The organism is Pseudomonas linyingensis (genome assembly GCF_900109175.1).
Classification (GTDB): domain Bacteria; phylum Pseudomonadota; class Gammaproteobacteria; order Pseudomonadales; family Pseudomonadaceae; genus Geopseudomonas; species Geopseudomonas linyingensis.
In genome coordinates this window covers 255835-271036 of sequence record NZ_FNZE01000004.1, presented here as the reverse complement: position 1 = coordinate 271036, position 15202 = coordinate 255835, and the positions used below count along the sequence as shown (strand labels likewise).

General features: G+C 66.8%; 11 protein-coding genes. 3 read left to right on the top strand and 8 right to left on the bottom strand.

Annotation, left to right across the window (positions count from 1 at the left end):
• Window positions 1-2 precede the first annotated feature (2 nt).
• Window positions 3-1397 (bottom strand): FAD-binding oxidoreductase, encoded by a 1395-nt coding sequence (locus BMZ19_RS07150; protein WP_090308991.1) that lies wholly within the window; start codon window positions 1395-1397, stop codon window positions 3-5.
• Between the two features lie 184 nt (window positions 1398-1581).
• On the opposite strand from BMZ19_RS07150, the gene serA reads away from it, so the two are divergent.
• A complete protein-coding gene (gene serA / locus BMZ19_RS07145) occupies window positions 1582-2814 on the top strand; it encodes a phosphoglycerate dehydrogenase (protein WP_090308988.1) in 1233 nt (410 codons plus the stop codon).
• Between the two features lie 56 nt (window positions 2815-2870).
• Here serA and BMZ19_RS07140 read toward each other — a convergent pair whose 3' ends face one another.
• Together BMZ19_RS07140 and BMZ19_RS07135 are read right to left on the bottom strand one after the other, a co-directional pair.
• Window positions 2871-3302, bottom strand: coding sequence for a DUF4399 domain-containing protein (locus BMZ19_RS07140; RefSeq protein ID WP_090308984.1), 432 nt, complete (start codon window positions 3300-3302; stop codon window positions 2871-2873).
• Between the two features lie 74 nt (window positions 3303-3376).
• A complete protein-coding gene (locus BMZ19_RS07135; protein ID WP_090308980.1) occupies window positions 3377-4003 on the bottom strand; it encodes a 2OG-Fe(II) oxygenase in 627 nt (208 codons plus the stop codon).
• A 179-nt stretch (window positions 4004-4182) separates the two neighbouring features.
• Here BMZ19_RS07135 and BMZ19_RS07130 point away from each other — a divergent pair, with 179 nt between their 5' ends.
• Window positions 4183-4938, top strand: coding sequence for a hypothetical protein (locus tag BMZ19_RS07130; RefSeq protein WP_090308977.1), 756 nt, complete (start codon window positions 4183-4185; stop codon window positions 4936-4938).
• Here BMZ19_RS07130 and BMZ19_RS07125 read toward each other — a convergent pair.
• From BMZ19_RS07125 to BMZ19_RS07115, 3 genes are read right to left on the bottom strand one after another with little or no spacing between them, the layout of a single operon-like run.
• A complete protein-coding gene (locus BMZ19_RS07125; protein ID WP_090308974.1) occupies window positions 4898-6322 on the bottom strand; it encodes a GTPase/DUF3482 domain-containing protein in 1425 nt (474 codons plus the stop codon). The two genes, BMZ19_RS07130 and BMZ19_RS07125, sit on opposite strands and share 41 nt — an antisense overlap.
• Window positions 6315-7694: a DUF2868 domain-containing protein gene (locus tag BMZ19_RS07120; protein ID WP_090308972.1), complete on the bottom strand. Its 1380-nt coding sequence runs from the start codon at window positions 7692-7694 to the stop codon at window positions 6315-6317. Before BMZ19_RS07120 ends, BMZ19_RS07125 begins: the two co-directional genes overlap by 8 nt.
• Window positions 7592-9547, bottom strand: a complete 1956-nt coding sequence (locus BMZ19_RS07115; protein WP_090308969.1) for a DEAD/DEAH box helicase — start codon at window positions 9545-9547, stop codon at window positions 7592-7594. The genes BMZ19_RS07120 and BMZ19_RS07115 overlap by 103 nt, the downstream gene beginning before the upstream one ends.
• 98 nt (window positions 9548-9645) lie before the next feature.
• On the opposite strand from BMZ19_RS07115, the gene BMZ19_RS07110 reads away from it, so the two are divergent.
• Window positions 9646-10161 carry a dihydrofolate reductase gene (locus BMZ19_RS07110; RefSeq protein ID WP_090308966.1) on the top strand — a complete coding sequence of 172 codons (516 nt, stop codon included), beginning with the start codon at window positions 9646-9648 and terminating at the stop codon, window positions 10159-10161.
• Between the two features lie 37 nt (window positions 10162-10198).
• Here BMZ19_RS07110 and BMZ19_RS07105 read toward each other — a convergent pair whose 3' ends face one another.
• Both BMZ19_RS07105 and BMZ19_RS07100 read right to left on the bottom strand, forming a co-directional pair.
• Complete coding sequence (locus BMZ19_RS07105; RefSeq protein WP_090308962.1) at window positions 10199-10837, bottom strand: hypothetical protein; 639 nt, start codon at window positions 10835-10837, stop codon at window positions 10199-10201.
• A gap of 281 nt (window positions 10838-11118) precedes the next feature.
• Window positions 11119-15141: an NACHT domain-containing protein gene (locus tag BMZ19_RS07100; RefSeq protein ID WP_090308959.1), complete on the bottom strand. Its 4023-nt coding sequence runs from the start codon at window positions 15139-15141 to the stop codon at window positions 11119-11121.
• Window positions 15142-15202: the final 61 nt, after the last annotated feature.

Genomic DNA, 15202 nt, shown 5'->3' with positions numbered 1-15202 from the left:
AATCAGGCCGAAAAGATCTTGCCGGGGTTCATGATGCCGTTGGGGTCGAACACCGCCTTGATCGCCTTCATGCAGGCGATTTCTTCCGGCGAGCGGCTGTAGCCCAGATAGTCGCGCTTGGTCATGCCCACGCCATGCTCGGCGCTGATCGAGCCGTGGTACTTGTCGACGGTCTCGAACACCCACTTGTTGACGGTAGCGCACTTGGCGAAGAACTCGTCCTTGGCCATGGCATCCGGCTTGAGGATGTTCAGGTGCAGGTTGCCGTCGCCGATGTGGCCGAACCAGACAATCTCGAAGTCCGGGTAGTGTTCGCCGACGATGGCGTCGATTTCCTTGAGGAAGGCCGGCACCCTGGAGACGGTGACCGACACGTCGTTCTTGTACGGGGTCCAGTGCGAGATGGTCTCGGAGATGTACTCGCGCAGCTTCCACAGGTTCTGCAGCTGCTGCTCGCTCTGGCTCATCACGCCGTCCAGCACCCAGCCCTGCTCGACGCAGTGCTCGAACAGCTCCAGTGCGGCGTTGCTGACTTCCTCGCTGCTGGCCTCGAACTCGAGCAGCGCGTAGTACGGGCAGTCGGTCTCGAACGGCGCCGGCACGTCGCCGCGGGCCAGCACCTTGGCCAGCGCCTTGTCGGAGAAGAACTCGAAGGCGGTCAGGTCGAGCTTGCCTTGGAAGGCGTGCAGCACCGGCATGATCGAGTCCAGGTCCGGCGCGCCGAGCACCATGGCGGTGAGGTTCTTCGGCGCGCGCTCGAGGCGCATGGTGGCCTCGACCACGAAGCCCAGGGTGCCTTCGGCACCGATGAACAGCTGGCGCAGGTCGTAGCCGGTGGCGTTCTTGATCAGGTCGCGGTTCAGCTCGAGGATCTCGCCCTTGCCGGTGACCACCTTGAGGCCGGCGACCCAGTTGCGGGTCATGCCGTAGCGGATCACCTTGATGCCACCGGCGTTGGTGCCGATGTTGCCGCCGATCTGGCTGGAGCCGGCCGAGGCGAAGTCCACCGGGTAGTAGAGGCCCTGCTCCTCGGCGAAGTTCTGCAGCTGCTCGGTGATCACGCCGGCCTGGCAGCGCGCAGTGCGGTCGAAGGCGTTGAACTCGAGAATCTTGTTCATGTAGTCGAAGGACACGACCACTTCGCCGTGGGCGGCGACGGCGGCGGCGGACAGGCCGGTACGGCCGCCCGAGGGTACCAGGGCAACCTGGCGCTCGTTGGCCCAGCGCACGATGGCCTGCACTTCCTCGATGGACTTCGGGAAGGCGATGGCCAGCGGATTGGGCTCGAACTGCTTGGTCCAGTCCTTGCCGTAGGCGTCCAGGGAAGAGGCATCGGTGAGCACCTTGCCGGGTTCGACCAGGGTCTTCAGTTCATCGATCAGGGCAGCTTGGGTCATCTGCGGAAATCTCGGCCAGTTCATGGTCACCCTGAGCAGGCTTCATGCTCGGGGATGGGCGCTTCGCGGGGGCGCTATGTTAGCATATGCACCCCGCCAATCGCGCCCGCCGCCGACTCGCGGGTCGGCCAGCCCGCGCTGTCCACCGCCCAGCCAATTTCCCCGGGACAACAGGTTTACGCAGATGAGCAAGACGACCTCTCTCGACAAGAGCAAGATCAAGTTCCTTCTTCTCGAAGGTGTCCACCAGAACGCCGTGGACACCCTGAAGGCCGCTGGCTACACCAACATCGAGTACCTGAAGGGCGCGCTGTCGGGTGACGAGCTGAAGGAAAAGATCGCCGACGCTCACTTCATCGGCATCCGTTCGCGTACCCAGCTGACCGAGGAAGTCTTCGACTGCGCCAAGAAGCTGGTCGCCGTCGGCTGCTTCTGCATCGGCACCAACCAGGTCGACCTGAACGCCGCCCGCGAGCGCGGCATCGCGGTGTTCAACGCCCCGTACTCCAACACCCGCTCGGTGGCCGAACTGGTGCTGGCCGAGGCCATCCTGCTGCTGCGCGGCATCCCGGAGAAGAACGCTTCCTGCCATCGTGGTGGCTGGATCAAGAGCGCCGCCAACTCCTTCGAGATCCGCGGCAAGCGCCTGGGCATCGTCGGCTACGGCTCCATCGGCACCCAGCTTTCCGTGCTGGCCGAGGCCCTCGGCATGCAGGTGTTCTTCTACGACGTGGTGACCAAGCTGCCGATCGGCAACGCCACCCAGATCGGCAATCTGCACGAGCTGCTTGGCATGTGCGACATCGTCTCCCTGCACGTGCCGGAGCTGCCGTCCACCCAGTGGATGATCGGCGAGAAGGAAATCCGCGCCATGAAGAAGGGCGGCATCCTGATCAACGCCGCCCGCGGCACCGTGGTCGAGCTGGACCACCTGGCCGAGGCGATCAAGGACGAGCACCTGATCGGCGCCGCCATCGACGTGTTCCCGGTCGAGCCCAAGTCCAACGACGAGGAGTTCGTCAGCCCGCTGCGTGGCCTGGATCGCGTGATCCTCACCCCGCACATCGGTGGCTCCACCGCCGAGGCGCAGGCCAACATCGGCCTGGAAGTGGCCGAGAAGCTGGTCAAGTACAGCGACAACGGCACCTCGGTGTCCTCCGTGAACTTCCCGGAAGTCGCCCTGCCGTCGCACCCGGGCAAGCACCGCCTGCTGCACATCCACCAGAACGTCCCGGGGGTGATGAGCGAGATCAACAAGGTGCTCGCCGAGAACGGCATCAACATCGCCGGCCAGTTCCTGCAGACCAACGAGAAGGTCGGCTACGTGGTGGTCGACGTCGACAAGGAATACTCCGATCTGGCGCTGGAGAAGCTGCAGGAAGTCAACGGCACCATCCGTTGCCGCGTGCTGTTCTAAGCGTTCTGCCGCGATGAAGAAGGGAGGCCTCGGCCTCCCTTCTTCGTTTCAACCCCTCACTTGACGGTGATGGTGATCTTCTCCGACAGCACCGGCGGCTGGTGCGGGACGTGGTTCTGGTCGCCGAGCAGCAGCTGCAGGGTGTGCTTGCCCGGTGGCAGGGTCAGCTCCGTCTCGGTCTGGCCCTTGCCGAAGTGGCGGATGTTGTCGGTGGCGGGTAGCGGCGCATCTAGGCCCGGCAGTTCGGCGACATCCACCAGCAGGTGGTGATGGCCGGTGGCCGGGACATCGGTGCCGGCCGGGGCCACGCCCATGCCCTTGAGGCCGAAGCGCACGTTGACCGGGCCGGTGACGCTGGCGCCGTTGGCCGGCGCGATGAAGTACACGCTGGCGCCTTCCGGGGCCGGGGTGCGCGGGGTTTCGGCCAGGGCCGGGGTAGCCAGAGTGACGGTGGCGAGCAGGCCGCAGGCGGCGAGCAGGGTTTTCATCGCAAGGTTCCTTGTGCGTGGGAAAGTCCAGTACAGACTAGCCGGAGGCAGGCAAGGTTCCAGTCGACCGCCCGCTACAGCGGCCCGTTGCCGCGGCGGCGGTACCAGCCGGTGAGCGACAGGCGCTCGCGGCTGGCCGCCAGCACCTCGTGGGGGAAGTCGCCCGACATGAACACCACCAGGGTGCCGGCGGCGGGCAGCACGTCGTGCTCGCGGCCGTCGGCCAGCTCGATGCGCAGGGCGCCGCCGTGCTCGGGGCGCCAGTCGTCATTGAGGTAGAACACCGTAGTCACCGTGCGCCGGTCGTCGTCGCGGAAGCGATCCAGATGGCGGCGGTAGAAGCTGCCCGGCGGGTAGAGGGCGAAGTGGCACTCGTAGTCTTCCAGGCCGAGGAACAGCTCGCGGTTGAGTCGTTCGCGCAGTTCGTCGAGCAGGGCCAGGTAGCTGTCGATGCTGGCGGACTCGCCGGCGTTGAGCCACTGGATGTGGTCGCCGCGAATGCCCTCGTCGATCACCTGTCCGCCACCCCGGCCGACGGAGGCCGGGGCCAGGGCGCCGGCGCTGTGGCGGTGGCGGCATTCGTCGGCCAGCGCGCGACTCAGCTCCGCGGGCAGGGCAAGTGCCTGCTGCGACCAGCCCTGGCTGGCCAGGTCGTCGAGGATGTGTTCGATGAGGGGGTGGTGGGTGCTGTGCTCGGTCATGGAGCATTCTAGGGAGCGCAGCCGGGGCCAGGCAATGCCCGACTGAACCAATCCCGCCGGCAGCGGACAAAACCACTGTTCGTCGGTGCAATGCAATTGTTCGGCCATGGGCGCCGCTAGCGCCTCGACAAGCTGGATGCCCCACCGTGACAATACGCCCCTGTTCCACGGGAGTTGCCATGCGCGTCCTGATTGCCGTTGCCTTGAGCCTTGTCAGCCTGTTCAGCCAGGCCGACGAGCATGACCTGCTCTACGATCTGGCCGGCTGGCCGCAGCAGCGCGAGCACTTCAGTGCCGCTCTGGTCGCTGCCCAGCAGCGTTACCAGGGCAGCCTGCCGCCGGGCGTGTACCAGGCGCTGGTCGACAACAGCAATCGCCGCTTCGCTCCGCAGGCGATGGATCAGCGCGCCCTCGGCAGCCTGCGCCGCAACCTGCCCGATCCGCTGGCGGCGATCCGCTTCTTCGACAGCCCGCTGGGCCGCGCGGTGATCCACAGCGAGGTGCGCGCCACCTCGCCGACCGAGCTTAACCGCCACGCCGACGGCCTGCCGCAGGTGAACGCCTCCGCGGCGCGCCGGGCGCTGGCGCAGCGCCTGGGCAACGCCCTGCCGGCCCGCGAGGCGGGTGCCGAGGTCAGTCTGGCGCTGGCCGGGGTGGCCGCCGACAGCCTCAGCCAGATGCTCCCCGGGTTGCCCGGCATGCTGCTGGGCAACGGCGCGTCGCAGGAGTTGCTGGGCAGTCAGCGCGAGCGGCTGATGCAGCAGATCGGCAGCGAACTGGACAACACCCTGCTGTACGTCTACCGCGAACTCGGCGACGCCCAGCTGGGCGAATACGTGGCCTTCGCCGAGTCGGCGGAGGGCCAGGTCTACTTCCGCGCCGCGCTGCAGGCGATCAGGGCGGGCTTGCTGGTGGAGCCGTCACCGGCGCCGTGACCACCTGCAGGTCCACCGCCAGACGACGGATCTCGGCCTGACGTTCGGCCTGCTGCAGTTCGGCGCCGACATTCAGGCGCGACCACTCGGGATGCGCGCGGGCCTTGTGCAGGGCCGGCGGCAGTTTCCCCTCGCGCCAGGCCTGATCCTGCGGTGTCGCCAGCTGGATGGGCTGCTGCGCGGCATGGCCGCGGGCCTCCAGCGTCGCCAGCAGCTGACGCTGGCGCAGGGCCAGCAGGCGCAGCACGCCATCGTCCACCGACAGCTCGCGCTGGCCGGTCAGCTTGCCCTTGAGGCGCTCGCCGTAGTTGCGCAGGGTCTGCCAGCCGCCACCGGCGATGGCGCCCAGCGCGGCGGCGGCGCCCAGGGTCAGGCCGCCGACCAGCAGGTCGATCCCCGCACCGGCCGCGGCGCCGGCGGCCATGCCGCCACCCACCTTCACGCCAAGCTGCTTGAGGGTTTCCGGATGGAACAGGTCGTTGCCCCAGCGCCCGCCCTGCAGCGGCAGTTCGCCGGCTTCGGCATCGTCGGCGCGGAAGGCGTACAGGCTCAGCAGCTCGTCCACGCAGCGCTGCTCGCAGGCGCGCAGGTCACCGCGCAGGCGCTCGACGGCGGCGGCCAGGCTCTGCTCATCGGCGGCGACCAGGCGCCGACAGGCGGCGGCATCCAGCAGCAGTTCGGCGATCAGCCGCGCACCGGCCTGGCGGCGTGCGGCGCGCTGCGCCTCGTGGTCGGCGATCAGTCGCTGCAGGCGCTCGCGTGCCGGCTCGAGCAGCAGGGCCAGGCTCTCGTACAGGCGCCGCTCGCCGTCCTCGGGCGGCGCCACGCTGTCGAAGCGCACCAGCGCGTGTAGGCCGAGGCGGGCCAGCGCCGCGCGCCAGTCGTCCTCGCGGTGGCCGGGGGCGGCGACGAAGTTGAGCACCGGCAGCAGCGGCCGGCCGCAGTCGGCCAGCACCGCCAGCTCGTCGCGGTACTTGGCCAGCACCGGCTCGCGGGCGTCGATCACGTACAGGCCGGCGTCGGAGACCAGCAGCTGGCGCAGCACCTTGGCTTCCTGCTCGAAGCGCCCGCGCGCCTCGCTGCCGGCCAGCAGGCGCTGGATGCGCTCGGGGCCGTCGAGGCGCTGACCGGGCGGCTCGAGGGCGTCGAGGTAGTCGCGCAGGGCGATGGCGTCCTCGAGGCCGGGAGTGTCGTACAGCTCGAGCAGTGCCTCGCCGTCCACCGACAGGCGCGCGCCCTCGACGTGGCGGGTGGTGCTGGGGCGGTGCGACACCTCGCCGAAGCCGACGTCGCGGGTCAGGGTGCGCAGCAGCGAGGTCTTGCCGACGTTGGTGTGGCCGACCACCGCCAGTTTCAGTGGCGTGCTTTGGCGGGCGTCAGTCATCGCCATTCTCCAGCCAGGTCAGCGGAGCCTCGTCGACCCGGGGCAGCCGCAGTTGGTCGAGGGCGGCGTGCCAGTCGCCCAGGCGTGCCGGGTCCAGCGTCTCGCCGGCGCTTGCCGGCAGCAGCCAGACGCGCGTCTCGGCGGCTGCGCGCGCCAGCTCGCCGAGCAGCGCCAGGGTGCCGCGGTCCGGCGAGCGCCGCGGGTCGCAGGCGATCAGCAGGCGTCCCGGCGGCTGCTGGCTGAGTTGCTCGAGCAGGCGGCGGCGCTGGGCGCCGTCGTCGAGGATGCCGGCATCGATCACCCCGGCCGGCAGCGCCGGCGGCCAGGGACGACGGTCGTCCAGCTCCACCGCGACCAGCAGGGCGCCCTGGCTGGCGGCAGCGACGTGCCCGGCCTGCGGCTGGTACAGCTGCGCCGGCGCCCCATCGCTGACGCCCAGGCGCTCGCTGGACGGCAGTAGACGCTCGCGTAGGCGGCTGTAGCTCGGCAGCTCGAGATCCAGCTGCAGGGTGTTCAGGCCGCGTTGCCACTGGACGAAACACAGCAGGGCGAGCAGGGCGCGCGGCAGCAGGCCATAGACCACGAACACGCCGAGCAGCCAGCCAGCCCAGGTCTGCCGCGCCGTCTCGCCACCCACCACCGCCTCGCCGCTGGCGCGCAGCAGGTCGAGATCGGGCTGCGGGAATCCGAGCAGCGCCGGCAGGGCGCCGAGGCCGTGGATCAGGCTGGCGAAGCTGTCCGCCGGCAGCAGGGTGGTTTCCCAAACGAAGCCGTAGCGGCGGGTGGCCAGCAGGGCCAGCAGCAGGGCCAGCGCGGCGAGCAGGGCGAGCAGCCACAGACCGTGGCTGAGCAGGCCCAGCGCCCAGCGGTTCAACCCGTGGCGGCCGAGCAGCAGGACCAGTGCCGGGCCGAGCTGGGCACCGCGACTGTCGCGCGCCAGACGGGCGCTCAGGCTCAGCCACAGGCGTCCGAGGGCGCTGCCGGCCTCGCCGCCGAAGGCGAAACCCAGCGCCCAGCCAAGCAGGGTCAGCAGGTGCAGGCCGAGCAAGCTACCCAGCGCCCACAGCAGGTTGACCGGGCGCACGCCGTCGCCCAGCGCGGCGAAGGCCAATCCGGCGCCGCTGGCCAGTGCCAGCACGGCGAGCAGGAGCAGACCGAGGCCGGCGCCCTGGCGCCAGTGCTGCAGGGCCAGATCGAGGCCGTCGCGCCGCGCCAGCAGCCCGGCGCGGGCGAGGATGCGCTGGCGCAGGTCGCCGCCGGCGGCGCGGGCTAGGCGGCAGGCTTCGGCGTCTTCCAAGGGGCCGCTGCGTTCTTCGACGAGGCGCAGGGCTTCGGCGAGCCAGAGGGCGTCGGGGATGCGGGTGAGGGGCAAGCGGCCTCCGTGGTCGGGTATTGTTCAGGAGCCAGGATGGTACGCAGGCGCTGGCTGAATGGTGAATCCTGGCTGGAGGTCAGCAGCAGGTGCTCCAGCGAGCGGGTCATGCCGACGTAGAGTACGCGGCTCTCGTCCTCTACGGACGCGGCCTTGGGATGCGGCAGGCGGCCGACGAAGGGGATGGCTACCGCTTCGAACTCCAGGCCCTTGCTGGCGTGCAGGGTCAGCACCTTCACACTGTCCTCAACCAGCGCTGCCTGCGCGTCCTTCTGCGCCAGCAGGCCGGCAGGGATGCCGGCGCGCTGCAAGTGGTCGCGGACCTTCACGCAGTCGGCGTTGGTGCGCACCAGCACGGCCAACTGCCCCCAGCTGTCCAGGCTGGCGCGGCGCTCGCGCAGGAAGGCGGTCACCGCGGCGAGTTCGGCGGCCTCGTCGGCGCACTCGCGCCACAGCGGTAGCGGCCCGTGGCGGCCGACGCTCTGCGGCGGCACTAGCGGAATGCCGTCCTCCTCGGCGGTCTGCTCGGTCAATCCTGAGCCGGCGAAGCTCGCCGCGGTGTGCAGGATCTCGGCGGTATTGCGGTAGTTCAGGCGCAGGATGGTGGTGCGCCCGCGGGCCTGGATGCCGACGCTGGAGAAGCTGAACTTGCGCCGCCGATACAGGCTTTGGGCGTCGTCGTAGAGCAGCAACAGCGACTGGGTAGCAGGGTCGACCTGCTGCGCGGCCAGCTGGAACCACTCCGGCTGTAAGTCGTGGCCTTCGTCGATGAGGATAGCGCCGTACTGACCGGTGGGAATCCGCCCGTCGGTGACGGCTTCGAGGACTTTCGCCACCAGCTGCTCGTGGTATTCGTCGGCGCGGCCGCGAGACTGCGGTGGGGCGATGCCGTGCCGACGCAGCAGCTCGGCGCACCAGCCGTGGAAGTGGCGCACCTGCACTCGTGCGCCGGCGCCATGGCTCTCCATCTGCAGGGCCAGGCGCGCGGCCAGCGCCTTGTTGAAGCACAGCACCAGGATGGGTGTGCTCAACAGCTTGGCCAGTTGCAGGGCGCGGTAGCCGAGGATCATGGTCTTGCCCGAGCCGGCCACGCCGTGGATCACCCGGTGACCGTCGCCGAGATTGCGCGCCAGCTGCTCCTGCTGCAGGTCCATGATGCGGATCAGGTCGGGCGGGGCGGCCAAGGGCTGGTCGGGATCGGGCGCGTCGTCGAACAGGCTCTGCTGCGAGGACTGCAGGCGCAGCTCGGGGAACAGGTGCCAGCGCACGCGATCGACCTGCGTCGGGCTCAGCTGGCAGGGGAAGGCGACGGTGAACATGCCCCACAGGCGGCTCTGCAGGGTTTCCGGGTCCTGGTCCTCGCCCAGCTCGTCCTTGCAGATCACTTGGCTGGGGTTGAGGGCCTCGCCGAGACCGGCCTGGTCGAACTGCGCGCGGCTGATCTGGGTGAGGATCACCCCGTGCCCCCAGGGCAGGCACAACTGGCCCTGATGGCCGTCGTCCTGCCGGACCAGCTGCGGATCGCGCTGCAGCAGGCCGCTCAGTACGTAGCAATACTGGCGCACCTGCTCCAGTGGGTTGCTGACCCGCTTCGGCCCCGAGGGCAACTGGAGCGTGGCTTGCCTGCGGTCGAGCTTGAGCAGGGTGGACAGCTTCCAGTCCTTGACCTCCAGCAGCAGGATGCCGCGCAGCGGGTGCAGCAGGGTGAAGTCAGGGCGCTGGCCGCGGGCGCCCAGCGGCACGTCGTACCAGCACAGGTAGTCCTCGTCGAGCAGGCGGTCAAACAGGCTGGCGATCTTTCGTTCGCCGCTCGTGGCCGGGCAGCCGTTGAGCGAGGTGAGCAGGGTGGCCATCACAACTCCATGTGGTCATCAGTCTTATGCGGCGCAGGATACCGCAACGGCCTCGGCTCAATCGTCAGCGGTGCCTGCCGGCTGGTATTCTGCCAGTCATGAACATGACTCCGCTCCCCCTCGCCCTGATCGCCGCGCTCGCCGACAACCGCGTGATCGGCATCGAAAACCGTCTGCCCTGGCACCTGCCGGCGGATCTCAAGCACTTCAAGGCCGTGACCCTCGGCAAGCCGATCATCATGGGTCGCAAGACCTGGGATTCGCTCGGCCGGCCGCTGCCCGGGCGGCTCAACCTGGTGGTCAGCCGCCAGGTCGGACTCACGCTGGAGGGCGCCGAGGTGTTCGCCTCGCTGCCGGCGGCCATCGCCCGCGCCGACCAGTGGGCGCGCGCTCAGGGCGTCGACGAACTGATGCTGATCGGCGGCGCCGAGCTGTACGCGCAAGGGTTGCCGCTGGCGCAGCGCCTGTACCTGACCCGTGTGCATCTGCAGCCGGACGGCGATGCCTTCTTTCCCGCGTTTGCCGAGGACGACTGGCAGCTGCTCAGTCGCGACGAGCAGGCGGCCGCGGCGGAAACGCCGGCGCATGCCTACGAGCTGTGGGTGCGCGCCTGAACCCGCCGCGGGGCGCGCAAGGCGCCCCGCGGGCTACTCAGAACTTCTCGGGGAACTGCTTGACCAGCGCTCCGGCCAGCGCGTCGGCAACGCCGAGAATGTGCTCGCGCATGGCGTGCCAGGTCTTCGCCTCGCCGGCGTAATCCATCTTGGCGAACTGGTCGATCTGGCTGATGTGGTGCCCGCCGTGGGCGCTGAGCAGGGTCACCAGGGTGTCTTCCGGCAGGTAGGGGTTGGCCTTGGCGAGGAAGGCAGCGATGGCCTTGGCGTTGCTCACCAGGGTGTCCATGGCGGCTTTCTGCTTGGCTGCGTCCTTGGCCACGCCGGCGTCGCTGTAGTCCTTGATCGCCCCCCAGTGGCCGGCCAGCAGCTTGAGCATCTGGTCGGCGGCCGGCTGGCCGTACAGCGGTTGCAGGCTGTTGGCGATCGCCGTGGCGTTGGCCACCACCTCCTTGGCGGCGGTCTCGGCCTGGGCGGCCTTGCCGTTCTGGTTGGCCAGCGCGTAGTTCCTGACCCAGAAGATGTGCTCGACCCACAGGTCGCGCAGGGCCAGGCGGGTGGTCAGGGCGGCGTTCGGCTTTTCGGCCTGGGCGGCAGCGGGCGCCGCCGGGGTTTGGCTCCAGGCCAGCGGTGCGCAGCACAGCGCCAGCAGCAGGGCCAGGGTTCGGATGAGCATGTCGGTACCCTCACGTGATGGATGGTTCCCCCTGCTCACTAGTGAAGGTCGGAATCGGCGAAAGGCGAACCCGCCGGACGGACGGCGCGGGAAGGTCGCAGGGTGGAAAATGACCGCAGGTCTTATCCGCCTTTGCGGCACAGAGCGTGGTGGAGAGTCGCGACGCGAGTTTGTGATCAGGTGGGGCGAATATCCTCATGTTGCTGCGCCTGCAGAAACGGGGCGGCCTGTGTGCTAGCGATCGACCTCCGCGCCTATCGCTCCGCAGGTGTCAGCTGAAGTTATAGCCAACTGACGTCCAGCACTCGCACAAAAACCCTCCGGCGCTCCTCCTCTGTCAACTGAGCTTCGAGTTTGGTTTTCAGCTCATCCGGAGTCGTCGGCTTTGGTTCCCGGTTCGGGGGGCTTTTCAGCTTGCTGCTTTCACCAAACCAGAACACCAGATAGATGCCGTGGCCTGCGGACTTCGGGGCATGCACATATTGTGCAATCAGTTGATCGCGCAGAGCTGTCCAGAGCTTTTCATGGTCATCGCGCTTGATCTCGATCGGCAGGGCCAACTGGTTGCGGTAGTCCAGATGCAGATCGGCGCGCTTATCTGCTGCGTGGTCATATTCCGGATCGATGCCGATGCCGTGTGCATTCAGGCGCGAGCGCAGGCGGGTCAGCAGGACATCGCGGCACAGGTTTTCCCCGCGCCGTGCTTTATGGGGGGCTTTGTCCTCTGTCCATACATTCCAGAACGCCCGATAGCCGTCGTCGTTGGCGTGGCGCAGCTCATGGGCAATGTCGTCGAGGTGATGGAGGGTCAGCCAAGCCAGATCCGTCGCATCCGCCGGTTCTCGATTGGCCAGCACATCGGCTACTGCCTTGAGGCCAGGGAACTGGAACTCGGCTTCTCGTCGGCGGGCCTGCTGCTGTTCCAGTGTGCTCTGAATCCTGAAGCGTTGCGTCGCCAGCCTTGGGCAATCAAGCAGGCGCCGCAACTCATCACTGGCTTCTACCGTAGGTTGTGCCCCAAGCCAATCGAGCATGCCGCGCAGTTTGTTGCCAAGATCCATGGCTGTAGTGACAACGCCTCCTCTATGGCGCTCAAGCTCGGCATGCTGAACTATCGACTCGATCAACTGCCCCAGAATGCGCTCCGGATGCGCGGTGTGCTGAATACCTTGCTGCACGATTTCAACCGTCAGAAGCATCGTTACATCTGCTTCCTCTGCGTCACCAAGGTGCTGCCAGAATGCCTCTTCACCTTGGGAGTTTCCCGTCAGCAGCTGTATTGCCAGCCACGGGAGGCGCTGTTCGGCATGGAGTTGAGAGGATTCCAGCTTGTGCAACGCCAGTGCAGCAAGACAGTCGGGTGCTCTCATCAGGGCCGCCCCCAACAATTGCCGGAGATTACGCAACTGCTCCCCGGCAGCGCTCTCGGGGAATTGGCGTAGTAGTTCAGGGACTGCGAGATGAGCAACCTGTGCATATGCAGTATCCCTAGCCAAAAAATGCGCTATACCCGCAGAGGCATTGCCGGCAGCAAAAGCAGCAGAGGCTTGCTGTACCAGTACGCGGGCAAACAGCTCGGGGTGATGCTGCGCAATCTCGGCGGCCCAACCATCTAGGTCGTCCAGTCCGAAATATGAGCCGCAGAGGTGGAAGGCCAGCAGTCGCTCAAGCAGCGCGTCAGGTGGCGCAGCCACCGTCTCGGGCGCATCTGCCCGGCTCAACTGCAGGCCAAGCAGGCAGGGCAGGCCGATGAAGTGGCGCCGACCAGCCTGATTCTCTGTGATGATTTCTGCTGCCGAGGGCAGATCGGAGCGCTGCAAGCAATGGCGGAAGCCGGATTCGGCAGCCAGCATGAGTTCATCGCCCAGATCGCTGTAGTTGGCAAAGCGCGTGCTGATCGTTTCTCCGTTGATATCCGAGAAGTGATTCAGCCAAGCCATCGCCAGGTGTTCAAGCAGGTGTGGCGCCGCGGTGCCGGCGGTGATTGCGGGTAGCTCGGGAGTAATGTGCTGAGTGCGCTGGCGACGCTGCTCGGCTTCCTGTTCTTTGTATGGCCGGGTCCTAGCCGCATCCTCAAGTCGCCAATGCTCCTGTTCCAGATCGCAGGCAAGCCAGTTGTTCAGCCAGTCTGCCCGCGTCGTGGATTCCCGCCCCCAGGCCTCGATGACCTCCAGCGATAGCCCCTCGGCGCCGCGTTGCCACGTAAGTGCGTTGACCGCATTCTGCAAGTGAATTCTGGCTGCAGCTTCCTCGGACGTGCCTGCTTGATGCAGATGCCAGAGGCCTATGTCTGCTGGTGGCGTTGCATCATGCAGGCGGGGGTACGGTGAATAGCGGCTACTTGAAATGGTTTGGATGCACTGTGCCAGTACGGCTTTGTATCGCTCGGGGTGCTGTTCGAGCCATCGCTGGATCAAAGGCCGGGACTCATGATCCCGGTTGAAGTAGCCGTACTGGTTGGCTCCGGCGCCCAGCCAGGTGAAAAGCTGCTCGTCGGTGGCAGACTCACCCAGCTCATTGAGGGTGCGCACAAGCAGTCGACCAATCGAGTAGGAACGCAGCGACTCGGTACTGTCTTCATCGAAAACTTCAGGTCTTGCGCAGAGCCCTTCTAGCAGAGTCGGCAACTGATCTGCCGGTGCACGCATTGGTAGCCAGTGCTCCCAGAACATTCGATAGCAGCCGATCAGACGAGAGTCCTTGGGAGGGTGAAGGTACTGAAGTAGCTCATCCGGTATCAGAGACTCCGGGTAAAGCCGATCCAGCAGCTTGCCCAGCAATTCGTCATCTTCGTCCTCAACCTGATTGCTGTGGACCCGCGTCAGCAGGGCTTTGATCTCTGCAGAGGGTGCCAGCTGGAACCAGACCCTGAGTGCGGCGTAGCGTAGTCGTGGCCAGAAAGAGGCGTCCTTGATGATCGCAAGCAACGGAGCCGCCAGGCAGGGGTAGGCATGGCCGTATTCGAGGATGTCCAGCACGCAGTCGATATGGGACTGGGTGGCCTCGTCTCGCTCGGTCGTCCGAAGGATGTAGCGGAAGTCCTCAAGCAAGGCTTCGTCGACCAGTGCGCCGAATCCTTTCATGTCCTGCCAGAGATGCCAGCGGAACCCCGGAAACCGCTCCGCCTGTTGCCGCAGAGCCTGCAGCAGATGGCGCTTGTCTGCCGTACTGAATGGACGGACATCGCCATATAGCACGATGCCGAGCGGATCGACGTCGATCAGCCGCGTGCGGATTGAGGTGCTGTGCTGGGCCAGCCAGGCGAGCAGGCCGCGCAGGTCAGCCACCACGCCGCCGTCGAAGCCAAGCAACAGCTTGAGCAGGCGGCCGTGCGGCAGGCTTTTCCGGTCCAGCTTTTCCGCCAGCCATCGGGCAGCGAGATACTCGGCGACGGTGCGGTGACAGGGAACCAGGCGCTCGGCATGTCCTGTGGCGGGAGAGAACAAGGCGGACTGCAGCGCTCTTCTGGCTGCGGCGGGGACTTCGGGCTTGAACTGATCGAGCGCTGGATGCTCGGTGTCGCTGGCGTCTAGGTCGAGGGCAACTCCTGTCTTGCCAGACAGTAGCTGTACGGCAAACAGCTGTCCCGCCGCCACCAGCAAGGTTTCGCTATCGATAGCCTTGGCTTCACTGATGTGCCGGTGCTGCGCGTTGCTCTCCTGTGTCAGTTTCTCGCAGGCCAGTCGATAGACCTCGCTGCTGCTTTCCGGCCAGCAGTCGCCGCTGACTGCCCTGGCCATCAGTTTCAGCGTCTGCGGATTGCGCAGCAGCGGAGCGATCCTGTGTCGCTCGGCCTGTTCGACGAAGGCCTGGGGATCGGCGACGTTGTGATTGTTCTGCAGGATCTGCCGGATGTCGTCATCACTCAGCGGGCACAACTGCAACACGGCCAGCTGGTTGTCCGGGCTGATGTCCCGTAACTCGGCTATGTCGGTTGAGCCGTGCCAGTCTGCCGCGCGACAGGAAAGGCGGAAGGCCGGCTTTCCAAGCTGGCGCAGTTGCTGGCGGATGTACAGGGTCAGGCTCTCTGAGCCTGCGGCACGGGCTTCGTCCAGTGCATCGATGAACAGTGTCTTGCCGCGCCACTCTTCCAGAGGGGGCGTTGTCATTACCAGCTCGCGCACCGTGACGTACTCGCCACCAGTCTCCCGAGCCTCTTGCTTCAAGGCTTCGCTCTTGCCCGCTCCCGGCTCGCCCAGTAGTACCCAGGCAGGTGTGTGGCGAAAGTCGCTGAGGGGCAGCTCTTCCGGCGTTTCCGCCCCGTCTCGCGCCTCCCTCTGCACGCGTCTGGCTACCAGCACCATCCATTGCTCCCGAATAAACCTGCGGACGTGACAGGATACAGCGGCTGAGGACACCCCAGAA